At 62.3% G+C, this 18833-nt stretch carries 12 protein-coding genes and 1 pseudogene; 9 read left to right on the top strand and 4 right to left on the bottom strand.

Features of this window, described 5'->3' with window-relative positions; genetic code table 11:
* Positions 1 to 4: 4 nt before the first annotated feature.
* A pseudogene (gmd, locus tag ACO1XS_RS24905) lies at positions 5 to 1035 on the bottom strand (GDP-mannose 4,6-dehydratase).
* A gap of 47 nt (positions 1036 to 1082) precedes the next feature.
* Entirely contained in the window at positions 1083 to 2159 is a 1077-nt protein-coding gene (locus ACO1XS_RS24900; protein ID WP_440561747.1) for an acyltransferase family protein, read from the bottom strand.
* 323 nt (positions 2160 to 2482) lie between these two features.
* On the opposite strand from ACO1XS_RS24900, the gene ACO1XS_RS24895 reads away from it, so the two are divergent.
* From ACO1XS_RS24895 to ACO1XS_RS24885, 3 genes are read left to right on the top strand one after another with little or no spacing between them, the layout of a single operon-like run.
* A complete protein-coding gene (locus ACO1XS_RS24895) occupies positions 2483 to 4726 on the top strand; it encodes a hypothetical protein (RefSeq protein ID WP_486391963.1) in 2244 nt (747 codons plus the stop codon).
* A gap of 14 nt (positions 4727 to 4740) precedes the next feature.
* Positions 4741 to 6207 carry an oligosaccharide flippase family protein gene (locus ACO1XS_RS24890; RefSeq protein ID WP_486391962.1) on the top strand — a complete coding sequence of 489 codons (1467 nt, stop codon included), beginning with the start codon at positions 4741 to 4743 and terminating at the stop codon, positions 6205 to 6207.
* A complete protein-coding gene (locus ACO1XS_RS24885; RefSeq protein ID WP_486391941.1) occupies positions 6204 to 8612 on the top strand; it encodes a glycosyltransferase family 4 protein in 2409 nt (802 codons plus the stop codon). Before ACO1XS_RS24890 ends, ACO1XS_RS24885 begins: the two co-directional genes overlap by 4 nt.
* Before the next feature lie 79 nt (positions 8613 to 8691).
* Here the strand turns inward: ACO1XS_RS24885 and ACO1XS_RS24880 are convergent, their stop codons facing one another.
* Positions 8692 to 9930, bottom strand: coding sequence for an acyltransferase family protein (locus tag ACO1XS_RS24880; RefSeq protein ID WP_331573322.1), 1239 nt, complete (start codon positions 9928 to 9930; stop codon positions 8692 to 8694).
* A gap of 253 nt (positions 9931 to 10183) precedes the next feature.
* Between ACO1XS_RS24880 and ACO1XS_RS24875 the strand changes: the two genes are divergently transcribed.
* The 6 genes from ACO1XS_RS24875 to ACO1XS_RS24850 all read left to right on the top strand — a co-directional run bounded on the left by ACO1XS_RS24875 (position 10184) and on the right by ACO1XS_RS24850 (position 17245).
* Positions 10184 to 10345 (top strand): hypothetical protein, encoded by a 162-nt coding sequence (locus ACO1XS_RS24875; protein WP_331573320.1) that lies wholly within the window; start codon positions 10184 to 10186, stop codon positions 10343 to 10345.
* 68 nt (positions 10346 to 10413) lie between these two features.
* Positions 10414 to 11295: a UTP--glucose-1-phosphate uridylyltransferase GalU gene (gene galU, locus ACO1XS_RS24870; RefSeq protein ID WP_331573318.1), complete on the top strand. Its 882-nt coding sequence runs from the start codon at positions 10414 to 10416 to the stop codon at positions 11293 to 11295.
* A gap of 395 nt (positions 11296 to 11690) precedes the next feature.
* Positions 11691 to 11927: a hypothetical protein gene (locus tag ACO1XS_RS24865; RefSeq protein WP_486391940.1), complete on the top strand. Its 237-nt coding sequence runs from the start codon at positions 11691 to 11693 to the stop codon at positions 11925 to 11927.
* A gap of 169 nt (positions 11928 to 12096) precedes the next feature.
* On the top strand, positions 12097 to 14217 hold the full coding sequence (locus ACO1XS_RS24860) for a phosphocholine-specific phospholipase C (protein ID WP_331573273.1): 2121 nt from the start codon (positions 12097 to 12099) through the stop codon (positions 14215 to 14217).
* A gap of 185 nt (positions 14218 to 14402) precedes the next feature.
* Positions 14403 to 16517 (top strand): phosphocholine-specific phospholipase C, encoded by a 2115-nt coding sequence (locus ACO1XS_RS24855; protein WP_486391939.1) that lies wholly within the window; start codon positions 14403 to 14405, stop codon positions 16515 to 16517.
* Between the two features lie 281 nt (positions 16518 to 16798).
* Positions 16799 to 17245 (top strand): HU family DNA-binding protein, encoded by a 447-nt coding sequence (locus ACO1XS_RS24850; RefSeq protein WP_331568219.1) that lies wholly within the window; start codon positions 16799 to 16801, stop codon positions 17243 to 17245.
* An 82-nt stretch (positions 17246 to 17327) separates the two neighbouring features.
* Here ACO1XS_RS24850 and ACO1XS_RS24845 read toward each other — a convergent pair whose 3' ends face one another.
* Positions 17328 to 18722, bottom strand: coding sequence for a cytochrome-c peroxidase (locus ACO1XS_RS24845; protein WP_486391961.1), 1395 nt, complete (start codon positions 18720 to 18722; stop codon positions 17328 to 17330).
* Between the last annotated feature and the right edge of the window lie 111 nt (positions 18723 to 18833).

The following is an 18833-nucleotide window of genomic DNA, read 5'->3' as shown; positions in this document are numbered from 1 at the left end:
GCGTTCATGCCGCGGCGACGCGCGCGATATCGGCCTCGACCATCATCTTGCAGAGCGCCTCGAGCGACGTTTGCGCATGCCAGTCGAGCTTCTCGCGTGCTTTGTCGGCGCAGCCGATCAGCAAGTCGACTTCCGCCGGGCGGTAGAACTTCGGATTGACCTCGACGAGCACCTTGCCTGTCGCCACATCGATGCCGCGCTCGGTCTCCTCGCGACCGCTCCATTCGAGTTGATAGCCCGCCGCGGCGAACGCGATGCGCACGAAATCGCGCACGGTCTCGGTGCGCTGGGTCGCGAGCACGTAGGTGTCGGGTTCGTCCACCTGAAGCATGCGCCACATGCCTTCGACGTATTCGCGCGCAAAGCCCCAATCGCGTTTCGCATCGAGGTTGCCGAGCTCCAGCTTGTCGAGCTTGCCGGCCTTGATGCGGGCAACGGCGTCGGTGATTTTGCGGGTGACGAATTCGAGGCCGCGCAGCGGAGATTCGTGATTGAACAGGATGCCGCAGGCGCCGAAGATGTCGTAGGACTCGCGGTAGTTGATCGTCGTCCAGTGAGCGAACAGCTTGGCGACGCCATAGGGGCTGCGTGGATAAAACGGCGTGCTCTCGACTTGGGGGATGGCTTGGACCTTCCCGAACATTTCCGACGTGGAGGCCTGGTAGTAGCGAATGCTCCTGTCGACGATCCGGATTGCCTCGAGCAGATTGAGCGCGCCGATGCCCGTGACTTCGGCCGTGGTGACCGGCTGATCGAACGAGACGCCGACGAAGCTCTGGGCGGCCAGATTATAGAGCTCGTGGGCGTGCGTTCGAGCAGCCTGACGGTCGAGCCGAGATCGGTCAGATCGTGTTCCACGAGTGAGAGATTGGGATGTTGCTCGATGCCGAGCTCGGCGATTCGCCAAAAATTGACCGAACTGGTCCGGCGATAGGTGCCGACAACCGAGTAGCCCTTTTCGAGTAGAAGTTGCGCGAGGTAGGCGCCGTCCTGCCCGGTTACGCCGGTGATGATCGCTTTGCGCGCGGGGTTCATCGGAATCATGGAAGTGCTCCTTTTACGTGTAATCCAATGGACGCCGCTTAATCACGGGCCAGCGCGACAGACGAAAGACCCGACCGGCGCTTTTCGCCGCGCACGAGGCGTTTCTCGAGCAGGAACCAGCTCGCGGTTGCGAACGCGAGCGTGAGCGCCAGCGCCGCGAGCGCGCTGGAATACTTGCCGTAATTGAATTTCCACATCAGGCCGATGAATGTCACATGCACGAGATAAACCGTGTAGCTGATCGTGCCGAGATAGACGAGAACAGGGTGGGAAAGCACCCGCGTGACGATGCCGCGGCTGCGCAGGGCGAGAATCACGACCGACGTGGACAGCACGAGCGTCAGGCTGTAGAGCCCCGCATTCGACAGCGGCCGATTGGAGTCGCGGATGTCCGGATAGTGGAAGTGCAGCCATGCCAGGATGGCGAGCGTACCGGCAAGCATGGCCCATGCGGCCCAGCGGAGCTGTTCCGGCAACTCGGGACGCCGGCGCATCAGTACTGCGAGCAGCGCGCCTGCGCAGAGCAGGTCCATGCGAAACGGGGTAAGAAAATAGATGGGCCAGAACGAGCTGAAGAGTGGTGTGGCGGCCGCGCGCAGAATCGGCGCGACGATAATGCCGGCAGCGGCGACGATGCCGAGCGTGCGCTCGGAGACCAGCAGGACCACGATCGGCCAGACGAGGTAGAACTGTTCCTCGACCGCCAGCGACCACAGCACACCGAATCCCGGGTTGCCCGAATCGCCCAGCGATTGCCCGATATTCGTGGCGAAAAATGCGTACCACCACCACTGCTTGAGCCAGCCGAGGCCGAAGAGCAGCGACGACAAAATCAGCAACAGGATGTACGGCGGCAGAATACGCTTCGCGCGACGTGCGTAAAAATAACCGAAATACGATTGATTGCGCGATTTTCGATCGACCAAAATACCGGTTATCAGGAAACCGCTGAGCACGAAGAAAAGATCGACGCCCATCCATAGGGAAACGCCGAACGCGTGGTTCATGAATACCGCGAGCACGGCGACGGCGCGCACGCCATCGAGCGAGACGATGCGCGCGTGCGGACGGGCGATATCGGTTTGGGGCCGATGAGGCGTGAGCAACTCAGACATGGGTATCCTTGCGAATTCCCTTCGCCGGCGCACATCCCCGGCTTGGGCCAAAAAAGTCCGCCCCATTCTGCGGAAAAAGAAATTGACGAAAAACCACTGATCGTGCAGCGGATGCCTGCCGACCGGAGCGGGGCGGATTCCATTCGAAATAGAGTGCCGCATGGCACGGCGCGCGCCCAATGGGCACGAGAATTTTTTGGAATTATTTGCGCGTTTCCGCCAAATAGTTTGTTCGTACGCTAGCGGTCGGCTCTCTCTCGAATTCAAGGAGGCATTTCGTGCGTGTTCTGTCTCGCGCGGCGCTTTTCGCCGTCGCCCTCGGCATCGGCGCGGTCGCAGGCCTGTCCGCGTATGCGGCGGACGAGGACAACGATAACGTCCTGCCTGCGGTCACGTCATGGATCGGTAACACGTTCGGTTACGGCCACGGCATGTGGACCCAGATCGATATCACGTCGATCGCGGTCTCGCCCGACGGCAAGGTCTACACCAATTCGCCTTGGGACGAAAGCGGCGCCGAGGCGAGTGTCTATCAGAACGGCAAGCAGCTCGAATTCGCGGGCGGCACGCACGGCTGGGGGCGCGCGGGCGGCGAGGCGGTGGCCATCAACAGCCGCTATGTCTTCGTGGGCACATCGGTCGGCAACGAGCGCGGCAAGCTCGTTGCCGAGGGCGTCTGGCCGCCAACCGGCGAGCATTGGTTCGGCATTTCGCGGCGGGAGCTCGCGAGCGTCAAGAAGACGGTACCGTTTCGCGCGGTGGCGCGCGCGGACGCGCACGGTCAGCTTGCAGCTGGCTTTCTTCCGGTCAACCGCGTGTCTTCGGGTACCAAAGCGCCGATCTATGGTTTAGCCGCGAGCGAGACGACTGTCTACGCGTCCAATACCACGCGCGACGAAATCGACGTGATCGACGCGGAATCGATGCAGCAAAAAAGCGCGTGGAAAGTTCACGAACCGGGGCGGATTGCCCTCGCGCCGGACGGCACACTGTGGGTGCTGACGGACAGCCTGAGCGGCCCCGCGGCTCGTCTCGCGCATTACACGGCCGACGGCAAGCCGCTCTCGGACAAGGTCGCGTTGCCGCAGGACGCCATTCCGGTCGATATCGCCGTCGACAAGAAAGGGCGCCTCTATGTCGCTGACAACGGTTGGCGTCAACAGGTGCTCATCTTCACGGCATCGCATCCCGGCCAATACGAGCTGACCGATACGTTCGGCGAGCGCTACGGCATCTGGGCCGGCAAGCCGAGCGAGCAGGGGCGGCCGGGGCCGCTGCGATTCAATGGCTTGACCGGCGTCGGTGTCGATGCGGGCGGCAACATCTATGTCTCGATGAACGGAGTGGGCCCGCAACTGGGCTCGACCGGCGCGGGGCTCGGCGCTTCGCTGCAGAGCTACGCGCCCGACGGCAAACTGCGCTGGCAGGTCGATGGGCTGCTTTTCGTGGACGGTGCCTGCATCGATCCGTCTCGTCCCAACAGCGTATTCACGGGCAACAAGCGCTTCGAACTCGACTGGTCGAAGCCGCCCGGGCACGAATGGAAATATGCCGGCTTCCTGTCGAACCGGTTCAAGTATCCCGAAGATACCGTCTTCCATATGGATCAATGGCCCGGTACGCCGATGGCGCGACAGGTGAACGGCAGAACGTTCCTCTATCTGACGGACATGTACGCCGATCACCTGAAGATCTATCGCTTCGATCCGGCGCACGACGGCGAGACGGCGATCCCTTCGGGCTTCATCGCGGGCCGGCCCGGTCCGGTGCACGCGATCACGACTGCGCCGCCGGGCGGCGAATGGATCTGGCGCAATACCAATGGCGACGGCAAATTCAATCCGCAGGAGTTCCAGCGCAATAGCACCGACGAGCATCTAGCGGGGGGCTGGGGCTGGTGGGTCGATGCGAAGGGCGACATCTGGCGCGCGAACGACACGCGTATTCATCGCTTGCGCTTCGGCGGCGTGGACCGCTCGGGCAACCCGATCTACGCGTACGACAAGATGACGACCTACGCGATTCCCGCGCCGTTCAAAGTCGTGAAGCGCGCGGTCTACGATACGAGGACCGATTCGCTTTACGTCACCGGCTATACCGACGACGCCATGCCCAACAGCAACGACGTGCCGAAAGAGATCGGCCGCGTGCTGGCACGCTACGACGGATGGTCGACCGGCAAGCCGGTTCTGCGCTTCAAGACTCAATTGCTGTGGCAACCGCAGGGCAAGGAGCGCCGCACACTCGTCAGCGTGACGCAGGAGGGCGACTACGTTTTCGCCGTCGAGTTCATCGGCACCGTGCATGTATTCGACCGCAATACCGGTGCGCAGATCGGTGTCATCAAACCGGGACCCGAAGTAGGTAATGCCTCGGGACACGTGGACGTCGCGAATGCCATCAGCGCGTATAAGCGTGCGAATGGCGAATACGTCGTATTCGTCGAAGAGGACGCACGCGGCAAGGTGCTCATGTACCGCTGGACGCCCGCCGCGGGCCAGAAGAGCCAAGGCGGGAAGAAAGGCGCGAAGGATCAGGCAGCCGGCAACGGCATCGGCGAGGACTAATGACTGGGCATTCGATGGATAAAGGCATGCTCAAGAATGTCGCGATCAACTTTTTCGGGTTGGTCCTGCCGACGTTCGTTTCACTGGTGACCGTGCCCAGCTACATCAAGCTGCTCGGTGTCGAACGTTACGGCGTCGTGAGTCTCGTGTGGACGTTCATCGGCTATTTCGGCGTGCTCGATCTCGGCATGAGCATGGCGGCGCAAAACCATATTTCGAAGGCGCGCGCCTCCAACGACGAAGGCCAGAGCGCGCTCGTTTTCTGGAGCGCGTTCTGGCTCAACCTCATCACCGGGATTGCCGGCGGCGTCATCATCTATATCGGCGGTTATCTCTATACGGCGTATTTCACACACCTTGCGCCGCTGATGCGCGCGGAAGTCATACATGCGTTGCCGTGGCTCGCGCTGGCGATTCCGATTGCCAATGTTTCGTGGGTTTGCGCGGGCGCGATCAACGGCGCCGAACGCTTCGGCGTCTTCAATACGAATCAGACGCTCGGTACGTTCCTCTTCCAGTTGATGCCGCTGGGCGCCGCCTGGCTCATCGCGCCCACGCTGCCGAACGTGCTGGCCGCAGCCGTGGTTGCACGTGCGATCGCCGCACTGCTGCTCGCGCGTGCGAGCATGCGTGTGCTCGATATCAAGCGCGTGATGATGCCGAGTCTCACCGTGGCCAAGGAGCTCTTCCGCTTCGGCGGATGGATGCTTGCGGCAAGCATGGCCATCATGGTCGGCGATACGCTCGATCGTGTATTGCTGGGTGCCGGACTCGGCGCGCGCTACGTGACCTATTACACGGTGCCGCAAAATCTGGTCACGCGACTGAACATGCTGCCGACGGCCTTCGTGCGCACCCTTTTTCCGCGCTTGTCCGCCGTCGAGCGCGACCACGCGGACGAGCTCGTGCGGCAGGCGCTGGAAGTCCTGAACGGGTTGTTCACACCGGTCATGATCGTCGGCATGCTCGCGCTGGGGCCTTTTCTCAATCTGTGGGTGGGCAGCGAGCTCGCTGCCGCATCCGTGAACGTGGGGCGCGTGCTCATCATCAGCGTCTGGCTCGTGGGGCAGGCCGGTGTGACGCGTCTTCTCATTCAATCGCAGATCGATCCCGCGCGCGCAGCCTGGATCGGCATCATCGAGCTACCGTTTTTCGCCGGCATTCTGATGCTGGGTATCGCGCATTTCGGTCTGACGGGGGCCGCCGTCGTCGTGGTCGGTCGTTCGCTGCTCGACTATGGCGTGCTCCTTTATCTGTCTCGAATCCGTGCGCGACAGATTCTGTTCGACATGCTCGGACATCTGGCGTTTCTCGTGGTGGCGGGCTACCTCTCGCATGAGGTGACGAATCTGGCCGCGCTCGTCGTATTGGCGGCGGGATTGTGCCTGCTGAACATGGTCTGGTCCATGACGACGTCCCCCTCTCTGCGCAACATGGCGCGCGCGCTGCTGTTGCGAGTCAATGCAAGGAGAAGCGCATGAGCGACGAAACCCTTGCCGCCGCGGAAACTGCCGCATTCGTACCCGCAACACAGCCGCGGCGCCTCACGCCGGCCGTCGTCACATCGCACATTCCGCGCGTTGCGATCGTGCACGATTGGCTCGTCACCTATGCGGGTGCCGAGCGCGTGCTCGAACAGATCATCGCTTGTTTTCCCGATGCCGATCTCTACAGCCTCGTCGATTTTCTCGACGACAGGCGGTTCGTGCGCGGCAAGCATGCGACGACCTCGTTCATCCAACGCATGCCGTTCGCGCGCAAGCGTTATCGGGCCTATCTGCCGTTGATGCCGCTCGCGATCGAGCAGCTCGATCTCAGCGCGTACGACCTCGTCATTTCGAGCTCCCACGCGGTGGCAAAAGGCGTGCTGACCGGGCCCGATCAAATCCATATCAGCTATGTCCATTCGCCGATCCGCTACGCGTGGGATCTGCAACATCAATACCTCGAGCAATCGCATTTGACGCGGGGGCTGCGCTCGGCATTCGCGCGCCTGGTGCTGCATTACATTCGAAATTGGGACATCCGCACGTCGAATTCGGTCGATCATTTCATTTCCAATTCGGAATTCATTGCGCGCCGGATCAAGAAGGTTTATCAGCGCGACGCGCAGGTCATCTTTCCGCCCGTGGACGTCGATGCGTTCGAGCTCAGCGAACAGAAGGACGATTTCTATCTGACCGCATCGCGGCTCGTGCCGTACAAGAAGATCGACCTGATCGTCGAAGCGTTTTCGCGCATGCCGGACAAAAAGCTCGTCGTGATCGGCGATGGGCCGCAAATGAGCGTCGTACGTGCGAAGGCCGGCGCGAACGTCGAGGTCATGGGCTTCCAGCCGTTCGACGTGCTTCACGACCACATGCGCCGCGCGAAGGCGTTCGTTTTCGCAGCGGAGGAAGACTTCGGTATCGCTCCGGTCGAAGCGCAGGCGTGCGGCACGCCCGTCATCGCTTATGGCAAGGGCGGAGCGCTCGAAACCGTACGCGATTTGTCGCAAAGCCGGCCCACCGGCATCTTCTTCCACGAACAGACACCCCAGGCCGTGATCGCGGCCGTCGCTGCCTTCGAGCGCGAGCCACGCCGGTTTTCGCCGCGCGAGTGCCGCGCGAATGCCGAACGCTTTTCCGCCTCGAACTTCCGCGATCGCTTCACCGCTGCAGTCGAGGCGATGTGTCCCGGAGCGACACGTCGGGGTGCGGCCGGCGTTGCCGGCGCTGCGGTACCTTCAACGAAGATCCTGGCGATCGATCAGACGGGCGTGCTCGGCGGTGCCGAGCTTTCGCTGCTCGAATTCGCGCGGCACAGAAAAGAGAGTGTCGATGTCGTGCTGTTCGACGATGGACCGTTTCGCCGCGCGCTCGCGGATGCCGGCGTGAACGTCGACGTGCTCGATGCCTCACGGCTGCGTGGCATGTCTAAACAAGGCGCGCCGACGCTCCGCTCGCTGACCGGGATCGCCTCGCTCGTACGCGAAACGGTCCGGCGCGCGCGAAACGCCGATGTCATTTATGCCAATACGCAACGCGCGATGGTCGTCGGCGCGATTGCGGGCGTCATTGCGCGCCGTCCCGTCGTCTGGCATCTGCGCGACATCGTCAGCGCCGAGCATTTCGGCCGGATGCAGCGCATGACGATCAAATGGTTCGGCAGGCTCACGCTCGATCACGTCATCGCCAACTCAGCCGCATCGGCTGCGGCGTTCGTGCAACTCGCGAAGGTGCCGCTCGAACGTGTCGACGTCGTATTCAATGGCATATCGGAAGCGCCGTTTCGCAAGCACGACAACACGCCGCAAACGGTGTTGCGCGAACGCCTCGGTCTGCCAGGCGATGCATTTATCGTCGGTTCCTTCAGCCGCCTCGCGCATTGGAAAGGACAGCACGTGCTGCTCGAAGCGGCGTTGCAAGATCCTCAATTGCACGTTGCGCTCGTCGGCGCGCCGCTTTTTGGCGAGGACGCCTACGAAGCGGCGCTCAAGGCTTTCGTCGAAACGCACCACATGGCCTCACGCGTGCATTTTCTCGGGTTTCGCGACGACGTGGCCGCCTGCATGCGTGCCGTCGACGTGATCGCGCATACCTCCATCGCTCCCGAGCCGTTTGGCCGCGTCATCGTCGAAGGCATGCTGGCGAAGCGGCCCGTCGTGGCGATGCGGGCGGGCGGCGTGACGGAGATCATCGACGACGGCATGAACGGCCTGCTGTGCGAGCCTGACAGCGCGGACGCGCTTTCGGCCGCCATCACGCGTTTGCGCACCGATGCGCAATTGCGTGCACGGCTCGTCGACACGGGCTACGACATCGCGCGCCGCAGGTTTGGCACACGCACCTACATCGATGGCGTAAGCCGTATTCTCGCGGCTCACGCCAGGCGGCGTACGGGCTGAGCGGCGCGCGCAATCCACGCTTTGGCTGGCGGCAATCTCTCGCCTTGCCCCGCATATTGCCGGGGCAAGGCCTGCGGCTTCACGCCGCGGCGGGCTGCTCGACGTTGGGCCGGCGTCGCCGGATGCTCGACGACCAGCGCATCGCCGGACGTTCGACACACAGATAAAACAGGCAAGCCGCGCCGATGGCCACAGGCATGAATGCGAACGTCGGCAAGATCGACAATTGCAAGGCCGAGCGGAAGAAAACGGCCTGCAGGCAAATGAAAATCGGCAGATGGATGACGTAAAGCGAATAGCTGAACAGCCCACAGCGTGCGAGCGCGCGCATCAGGAAAGAGCCATTGCCGAGGGGAACAGCTTCATTTTCGGCCGTAAGCGTCGTGCGCATGAGGCATGCGAAAGCGATCGCCCATAACTGGAATGCGATGTACTGGCCGATATAAACGCTGTAATTGAAGATTGCGCAGCCGAGTACTGCGAGGGCCGCTGCGGCCAGACGCCAGCAAAGCGTTTGCCGCCGCGTCAGCGTCAAGTCTGCCGCGGCGACTCGCCTTTCGGCAAGATACGCGCCGAGCGTCCACGAGAACCAATAGGAAGTGAAAAAGTAGATCCATACCGGCTCCAGCAGATAGCCGGAGATGACGTTGATTGCCGCGATGACAGCCATGACGGCCGGCATGCCGAAGCGACGCCGCGCGGCGAAAAGCAGCGGATAGACCACGTAGAACTGCACTTCGATCGCAAGCGTCCATAGGGCGCCGTTCGAACCGTAAGGATGCGCAAGCACGCCTTGCAATGAGAGCAGGCTGATCAGGAAAGCCTTGGGGCCGATGGACAGAATCTTGTGATTGACCGGCGGCAGGCTGAGGCTGATCGAATCGAACGCGAGCGTGAGCAGCAACGCCGCGAAGAGGACGGGGTAAATACGCGCGAACCGCCGGGCCCAGAATATCGGAGCGTCGAGGCGATATGCGGGATCGGCGGCCAGCCGGGCGGCAGGATTGCGATGAATGCAGTAGCCGCTGATGACAAAGAAGATCGAGACGCCGGCCGAACCCCAGGCGATCGGCATCGTGAGATAGCCGAGCAGGACGCTCGGCGCGAGCGAGAAGCCCATCGCCTGATGGAAGTGATGCAGCCCGACCCAGGCGACCTGGCGGCAATGGAAATAGGCGACGAGCAGCGCCGCCATGCCGCGCATGGCATCGATGAAGGTCTCTTTCGCGGCTGCCGCGGGCCGCACCGCGTCGATGCGTTGCGTGGGTGCGGCGGCCGGCGCGGTCGCGGAAACCGGGAAAATCGACGAATCGCTCATACAGTGCCCCGACCGATGCGCTCGGAAATAATGACAGATTGTCTTATCACGGAGATATAAAAAGTTCCGAATCCGCGCCTATCGTAGAACGAAAAAAATCGCCGAAAACCGGTTTTTAACAAACGCTCACAACCACCTGCTGTGCCTTGCCCGGCAAGGCCTCGCAAAAAATTTCGCACGGCCGCAGGAGATTATTGTTCGGTTTTTTCGTGTTAACTTGCAGTCACCGACAAATCGCAAATGGAGCCGCATCATGGATTTACATTGGATAGCCGGCGTGGCGGTGCTCTTGATTCTCGTAGCCATTTCCGCTTATCGCGAGGCCCTCGAATCCGACGGGACGATGCGGATCGGCGCGTTCAAGCGCGAGCGACCGGTGCCGCGCGAAGCGGACCAGGCGATGGAACGCGTCTGATCCACGGATGTTACGAATTCCTTCATGGAGCCTTCATACACAACGACTTTCCCAAGAGGGGATGAACGATGTTGAAAGTCACCAAAGCGGTATTTCCTGTGGCAGGTCTCGGCACGCGGTTTCTGCCTGCCACGAAGGCCAGTCCCAAGGAGATGCTGCCGATCGTCGATAAGCCGCTTATTCAGTATGCGGTGGAGGAGGCAATCGACGCGGGTATCACGGAACTGATTTTCGTTACCGGCCGAAGCAAGCGCGCTATCGAGGACCACTTCGATACGTCGTACGAGATCGAGGCGGAGCTCGAGGCGCGCGGCAAAGAGAAGCTGCTCGATCTCGTGCGCAACATCAAGCCGAGCCACGTCGATTGCTTCTATGTGCGTCAGCCGGCCGCGCGCGGACTCGGTCATGCCGTGCTGTGTGCCGAAAAGCTCGTATCCGACAGTCCGTTCGCCGTGATTCTGGCCGACGACCTGCTTCATGGCGAACAGCCTGTCATGAAGCAGATGATCGATGTGTTCAATCACTATCACAGCTCGATCGTCGGGGTGGAGGCGATCGCACGGGAAGACAGCCGGTCTTACGGCGTCGTCGAAGGCCGCGAGTGGGAAGAGGACATCTTCAAGCTGTCAGGCATCGTGGAAAAGCCGTCGCCCGAAGCGGCGCCGTCGAATCTCGGTGTCGTCGGCCGGTACGTCCTGATGCCCAGCATCTTTTCGCATCTGCGGAAAATCGAAACGGGCGCACTCGGCGAGCTGCAACTGACCGACGCGCTGCAGGCGTTGCTCGCCGAAGAGCAGGTGCTGGCCTATCGCTACTACGGCACGCGTTTCGATTGCGGCAGCAAGCTGGGCTATCTGAAAGCGACAGTCGAATTCGCGCTGCGCCATCCCGAGATCGGCGCGCCGTTCGATGCCTATCTGCGCGAACACATCACGCAGATGATTTCCTGACGTCGTTCATCGCCTGAGCCCGCTCGCGGCCAGCGCTTCGCTTTACTCCCCTCTCACCGGTACGCCCTGACGGGCGTACCCTTTACCGCCTCGTGTATTGCCGATCGCACTTCGCATCGATGCGTCATGTGCGTTTCATGCAAGAAGGGGCGGGATTCATTGCATCGAGTCTCTCCTCTAACGCACGCTTGCCACATTGAGACGAATGCGTGTTTCGCGCATAACGTTCTTCATCAAGGCGACACGATTCGTTTTTATCGTGTCCGCCATCCGAGGGCCTGTTCACTACAGATGTGCGCTGTCGAGGTCCCATCGTGGGAGGTTCAATGCCAGAGCGTCGACCCTGCAGAGCATGTGGCCGATGTATTTCGTTCGCGCTTGCACGGGCGGTATGCGTGGGACTCGTCGTAGCGCTGGCCGGCTGCGGCGACGATCACGGCAGCCGCGCGGACGATGCGCTGTCGCGCGACGCCGAACGCGTGCCCACGTTGCCTGGCGCCAATCCGGCGCCCCACACTGTCGAGCCCGCGAAAGCGGTTTTCGCGCAGCGTTTCGGCGCGGGCGGGAGCGCTGTTGCGCCGCCGCCCGCGTCGGGCGCGCTATTGCCGCCAGTCATGCACTCCGCCGACTAGCGGGGGTCGTCAACAGACAGGGTTCGTTCGGCGCGGGTTGCCCGCGGCCGACGACGGTTCAGTTTCAAGTAGTCCGCATGTGTTCGTGCGTGTTCGCTTTGGCCTTACCCGTCGACGTGTCCCGCTTGCGCGAGACCGTCTCGTTCCACTTCCGCCCTACGAATCGAAAATGACCTCGACAAGCCGCCGTGACTTCCTGCGTGCCGCCGCTCAAGCGGCGGGCGCCGCTGCCGCCATGGGTGCATTGCCCGCCGGTATCCGCAATGCGCTCGCCATTCCCGCCAACGATGCGACGCGCAGCATCGACGACATCGAGCACATCGTCATCCTGATGCAGGAAAACCGCTCGTTCGACCACTACTTCGGCACCCTGCGCGGCGTACGCGGCTACGGGGACCGCCGCGCGATCACGTTGCCCAACGGCCGGCCCGTCTGGTACCAGCCGGCTGCGGCGGATCTCGGTTACGTCTTGCCGTTTCGGCCGAGCGCGCCGGAGCTCGGCATGCAGTTCCTGCAAGACTTGCCGCACGACTGGACGACGACGCATGCCGCATGGAACGGGGGGCGCTACGATCAGTGGGTACCGGCCAAGAGTACGACGACGATGGCTTATCTCACGCGTGAAGACATTCCATTTCACTACCAGCTTGCCGATGCCTTCACGATCTGCGATGCCTATCACTGCTCGGGCATGACGCCGACGGATCCGAACCGCTACTACATGTGGACGGGCTGGGTAGGCAACGACGGCAGCGGTGGCGGTCCCGTGATCGATAACGCCGAAGCCGGCTACGGTTGGTCGACGTTTCCGGAGAAGCTCCAGACGGCCGGCATCTCGTGGAAGATCTATCAGGACGTCGGGACGGGCCTCGACGCGAAAGGCTCGTGGGGTTGGACGCAGGACGCCTTCATAGGCAACTACGGCGACAACTCGCTGCTCTATTTCAACCAGTACCGCAATGCTCAGCCGGGCGATCCGCTTTACGACAATGCGCGCACGGGCACCCATGTCGCGGTGAGCGGCGACTACTTCGACGTTCTGAAGCGCGACGTGCAGGGCGGTAAGCTCCCGCAGGTCTCGTGGATCGTTGCTCCCGAGGCGTACTCCGAGCACCCGAATTGGCCTGCGAATTATGGCGCCTGGTATATCGATCAGGTGTTGCAGGTTCTGACATCGAACCCGGCGGTATGGAGCAAAACAGCGCTTCTCATCACCTACGACGAAAACGATGGCTTCTTCGATCACGTCGCGCCGCCGTTTGCGCCATGGTCGCCGAGCGTCGGCCGCTCGACAGTGGACACGATCGACGAGTACTACCCGGGCAAGGACGGCAATCCTGCGGGGCCCTACGGTCTGGGGCCGCGGGTACCGATGCTCGTTGTTTCGCCGTGGTCGAAGGGCGGCTGGCTCTGCTCGGAGACGTTCGATCACACGTCGATCATTCGCTTCATCGAGCGCCGGTTCGGCAACGGCGGAAGCCGCAATCTGAGTGAACTCAACATCACGCCGTGGCGCCGCGCGATCTGCGGGGACCTCACGCGTGCGTTCGATTTCGCTCATCCGAACGCCGCATTCCCGGCGCTTCCGGCAACGACCGGCTATGTGCCGCCCGACAAAGCACGCCATCCGGACTACGTACCGGTGCCGCCGCTCGTTCAGGCGAAGCCGAATCAGGAACCGGGCGTGCGACCGGCGCGTGCGCTGCCGTACGAGCTGTTCGTCCACTCGCGCGTCGAAGCGGCGCAGCGCGCGCTTCGCCTCGAGTTCATCAATACCGGTTCGGCCGCGGCCGCGTTTCTCGTCTATCGTGCAAAAAGCCTCGACGCCCCCCGCTCGTACGCCGTCGAAGCGAAAAAGCGCGTTGCCGATACACTGGCGCTGCCCGTCGACGGGCGGTACGACTACACCGTGCATGGTCCGAATGGGCTGATGCGCCGCTTCGCGGGTGCGGCCGTGCCGATTGCCGCAAGCGGCTGGAACGCGGGCACGGCGATGCCCGAGGTCACCGAGTCGTACGACGTGGCGAACGGAAACATCGAACTGCACTTGAAGAACTTCGGCAGCGCGGCTTGCGTGTTTACCGTCGTCAACGCTTACGATGGGAGCCTCGTCAAACGCAGGGTCGCCGGTGGAGAAAGTGCGGACCTGTATATCGATTTGCGGGCATTTCATGCGTGGTATGACTTGAAAGTCAGCATCGATACCGATCCGGCGTTTCATCGAGCACTTTCCGGTCACGTCGAAACCGGCCGCGACAGCATGAGCGATCCGGCCTTCGGCGCGCCTTGATCGATCGAACGGGTTCGCTCTTGGGGCGGACCCGTCCTTCCGTTCAACGTCACCGCTCCCTTCTCTCAATAACGTTTCCCCCGTTCCCTTTCCCGTCCCTCTCCTCTAACACGGCCGCCGCGCATTGCGATGGACCGATCGATGGTCCATAACGTCGCTCATCTCGTAATTGCGGGGTCCAGCTCATGACGTCGATCAGCCGCCGCGTTTTCATGCGGGCAGCCGCGCAAGCGGCAGGTACATTTGCCGCTGCCGGTTTGTTGCCGACGGGCATTCGCAATGCACTCGCGATTCCCGCCCACGATACGACCCGCAGCATCGAGGACGTCGCGCACGTCGTCGTCCTGATGCAGGAAAACCGCTCGTTCGATCATTACTTCGGTACGCTTCGCGGTGTGCGCGGCTACGGCGACCGCCGCGCCATGACGCTGCCGAGCGGCAACCCGGTCTGGAATCAGCCGGTCGTCGCCGGATACGGTCAGCTTTCGCCCTACCGGCCCGGCGTGGCCAACCTCGGCATGAAGTACATGCAAGGCCTGCTGCACGATTGGGCGACGACTCACTTCGCCTGGAACGGTGGCCGCTACGATCAATGGGTGCTGGCGAAAGGGCCGACCACGATGGCCTACCTCACGCGCGAGGACATTCCGTTCCACTACGCGCTCGCCGACGCCTTCACGATTTGCGATGCCTACCATTGCTCGAGCATGGCGCCGACGGACCCGAACCGCTATTACCTATGGACGGGCGGACTGGGCAACGACTGTACCGGCGGCGGCCCCGTGATCGATAACGCCGAGGCGGGCTATACGTGGTCGACTTTTCCCGAGAAACTGCAAGCCGCCGGTGTCTCGTGGAAGATCTATCAGGACATCGGTATGGGCCTCGACGCAAACGGTTCCTGGGGGTGGACGAAGGACCCGTTCATCGGCACTTACGGCGACAATTCACTGCTCTTTTTCAACCAGTATCGCAACGCGCGGCCAGGCGATGCGCTATACGACAATGCGCGCACCGGTACGAATGCGGCGAGGGGAGACGGTTACTTCGATATCCTGAGGGTCGACGTGCTGAACGACAGGCTGCCGCAGGTATCGTGGATCGTTCCGCCCGAGGCGTATTCCGAACATCCAAATTGGCCGCCCAACTTTGGCGCCTGGTACATCGACCGGGTATTGCAAGCGTTGACGGCAAATCCGGCGGTATGGAGCAAAACGGTGCTCTTCATCGCCTACGACGAAAACGACGGCTTCTTCGATCATGTCGTGCCGCCGTTCGCGCCATGGTCGGATCAGACCGGACGTTCCACCGTCGACACATCGAACGAATACTTTGGCGGTGCGCCGGGCAAAGCGTCCGGTCCCTACGGATTGGGCCCGCGCGTACCGATGCTCGTGGTGTCGCCGTGGTCGAAGGGCGGCTGGGTGTGTTCGGAAACCTTCGACCATACGTCGATCATCCGCTTCATCGAACGCCGGTTCAGCCGCGCCGGCAGCGGTGCGCTGCGGGAGTCGAACATCACGGCATGGCGGCGGGCGATCTGCGGCGATCTGACGAGTGCGTTCGATTTCGCCAATCCGAACACCGCGTTTCCAGCGCTGCCCGGTACGGATGAATATGGGCCGGTCGATCGCCAACGCCGTTTCAGCTATATTCCGCTGCCGCCGCTCACCGCATCGCAACCGGCTCAGGAGGCGGGTGTACGACCCGCGCGAGCGCTGCCCTACGAGCTCTTTGCTCATGGTTACATCACGGCGAGCGAGCGCACGTTACGGATCGAGCTGACGAACCGCGGCCGCGCGGGTGCCGCGTTTCTGCTTTATCGCACGGGCAGCTCCGACACCCCGCGCGCGTATGCCGTGGAGATCGGCAAGCGTCTGTCCGACGATGTCCCGCTCGATGCCGATGGTCATTATCACTACAGCCTGCATGGGCCGAACGGGTTTTTCCGGCGTTTCAAGGGCTCGGCAAAGGCGACACGCGGGTGGGGCGGCGGTGTTGCGCTGCCCGAAGTGACCGAAGCGTATGACGTCGCGAACGGCAGTATCGGCTTGCGGCTCCGAAACATCGGCAGCGCGGCTTGCGAATTCACGGTGCGCGATGCCTACGGTTCTCCCTCCGTCAAACGGCGCGTCGTGGGCGGCGAGATTGTGGACGTCTACTTCGATTTGCGCGCTTCCCACGGCTGGTACGACCTTGCGGTGTTCGTGGACACCGATTCCTCGTTCGAGCGCGGGTTCGCCGGCCACGTTGAAACCGGCCGCGGCAGCATGAGCGACCCGGCGTTCGGCATCGGTTGAGTACGCAAACGTAGGGTTCGCCCCAGGGCGGGTCCGTCTCTTGCGCGCCGAGCGCTTTGCGTCCAAACGATTTCGAGGGGGGACGTCCGCCGTTTTTCGTGACTTCCGTTGCGCGAGACACGGGCATACAGTCTGCCGAACGCAACAAATTCGGCGTCTTGGCAGGCCTTCATGCATAAAACAGATGCATGAAGGCGCGCGGCGCTTGTAGAATCCGGCCTTGAAGCGCCGCGCATGTTGTGCGTGCTTCGTGCGTTCAACGACCAACAGGTAGGAGAAACATGTCGACTTCCGCAAACAAGGTTGCGAAAAAGGCTGCCGCCGCACCGGCGAAGAAAGCAGCTGCGAAGAAAGTGCCCGCGAAGAAAGCCGCGGCTAAGAAGGTCGCCGTGAAGGCGTCCGGTGCTGCGTCGCCGATCAAGGACACCTTCACGAAGGCCTCGCTGGCTGCCCACCTTTCGGAGCGCTCGGCTGTCGAGCCGAAATCGGTGAAGGCGGTGCTCTCGGCGCTCGAGGACACGATTCTCGGCTCGGTGCACAAGAAGGGTGCCGGTGAGTTCACGCTGTCCGGCCTGCTGAAGATCGTCGTGCAAGCTGTGCCGGCGAAGAAGAAGCGCTTCGGCAAGGATCCGTTCACGGGCGAAGATCGCTGGTTCCCGGCAAAGCCCGCGTCGGTGCGCATCAAGGCACGTCCGCTGAAGAAACTGAAGGACGCGGCTTCGGCCTAAAACCGCGTTACATCGCGCGTTTTTCGCAAAAATCCCTGTGGGCCTCGACGGCTCACAGGGATTTTTTATGCGAAAGCGCGCTTCACCGCTGTCGCTGTGGCTTCGATGGCGGCACCGCATAGCCGTCCGTCAACGTCTTCAGGAAAGCGATGATGTCGGCAATGTCGGCGGGTGTCATAGCCGGCGTGTCACCGGGATTGCGATCGAACGGCGCATCGGTCTTGTCGATGTTCGCCCGGTATTTGAAGGGCAAGTCGTCGTATTGCTCGACTTTTCCCTTGGCGTCGCGCGGATAGATCTTTGCGGGATCGAGGTCGCGCAGGTTATAGAAGGTCAGCACCTCGTCGAGCGAGCGGTAGACCCCGTTGTGGAAAAAGACACTGCGCGTGGCAACGTTGCGCAAGCTCGGCGTGAGGAACATGCCGCAGTACTGAGTCTGATTCGCGAGATCGGTCCGGTGGGGACCGCACAGACCGAGGTCGTGATAGTTCGCGTTACGGTTGACGGCCAGCAGGCGGTTACGGGGCACGCCGAGCGCTTCGTACTCGAAGTCCGTGAACATCGGCGGTTGGCCGTCTTGGGTCGGCGTGGATAGATGGCAACCGGCGCAATTGGCCTTTTTCGGATCGTTGAAGAGGCGCAGGCCACGCATTTCCGCACGGGTGAGACGGACTTTGCCCTCGAGCCAGTAATCGTATTTGCTCGTGTAGGGATGGAACGTCGGATCTTCGACCTGATAGCGTGCCACGGCGAACATCGCCTCGGAAAGCAGCAAACGCGGATCGCTCAATACACTCGCGCCGAAGAGCTTCGCAAACGCATCGCGGTAAGCGCTGTGGGCCAGTTTGTCGGCCGCTTCCTGTTCGCTTGCATTGGCCATTTCGACCGGATTGAGCAGCGGACCGTACGCCTGCTGCTGCAAGGTATCGGCGCGCCCGTCCCAGAAGAGGCCGCCTTGCGGCACGAGCTCCGGAGCAGCGGGCGCGGTGCCGGCGGTTTTTTGCGCACGCGTCGCGCTCGATGCCTGCTGCGCGGCTTGTGCGAGATTGGTGGGCTCGTCGGCATCCGCTTGCGAAGGACCGATACCGAAATTCGGCTGGCGATACAGATACATGAGCGAGGGCGGGGGACGGTCGCCCTGAAGCGTCATGTCGCTGCCGCCAAACTGCACAGGCAATGCATTGGGCGGGCCGTATGCGCGCGCGGGGCTATGGCATGACGCACAAGAGAGCTTGCCCGAAGCCGAAAGCGTCGGATCGAAGAAGATCGACTTGCCGAGCATCGCCATTGCGCTCAGCGGAGCGGTTTGCGGGCGCTGCAGACGGACCGGGTGCAGGTTCACACCGGTCAGTTGGGCGACGATCCTTCCGATCGGGGCAGGCGCCGAGCGCGGATACGCTGCGGCCAGCGCCAGTGCGCTGGCCGCGAGGAGCGCAGCCGCGGCCGCGAGCACGGTCCATCCTCGGCGGCGCGGCATCGATCGAGCGGGAGGGGGCGCGTGGGTAACGTTCGTTTGCATGGCGTCATGGCGCGCAGGACAGTGCGCGAAAGCGCGTTTTCATCGTCACGATCCAAACAAGCCAAGGCC

It is taken from the genome of Trinickia sp., assembly GCF_057351765.1.
Note: the sequence above shows the minus strand (reverse complement) of the source record. Positions and strands in the feature narration are given on the sequence as shown.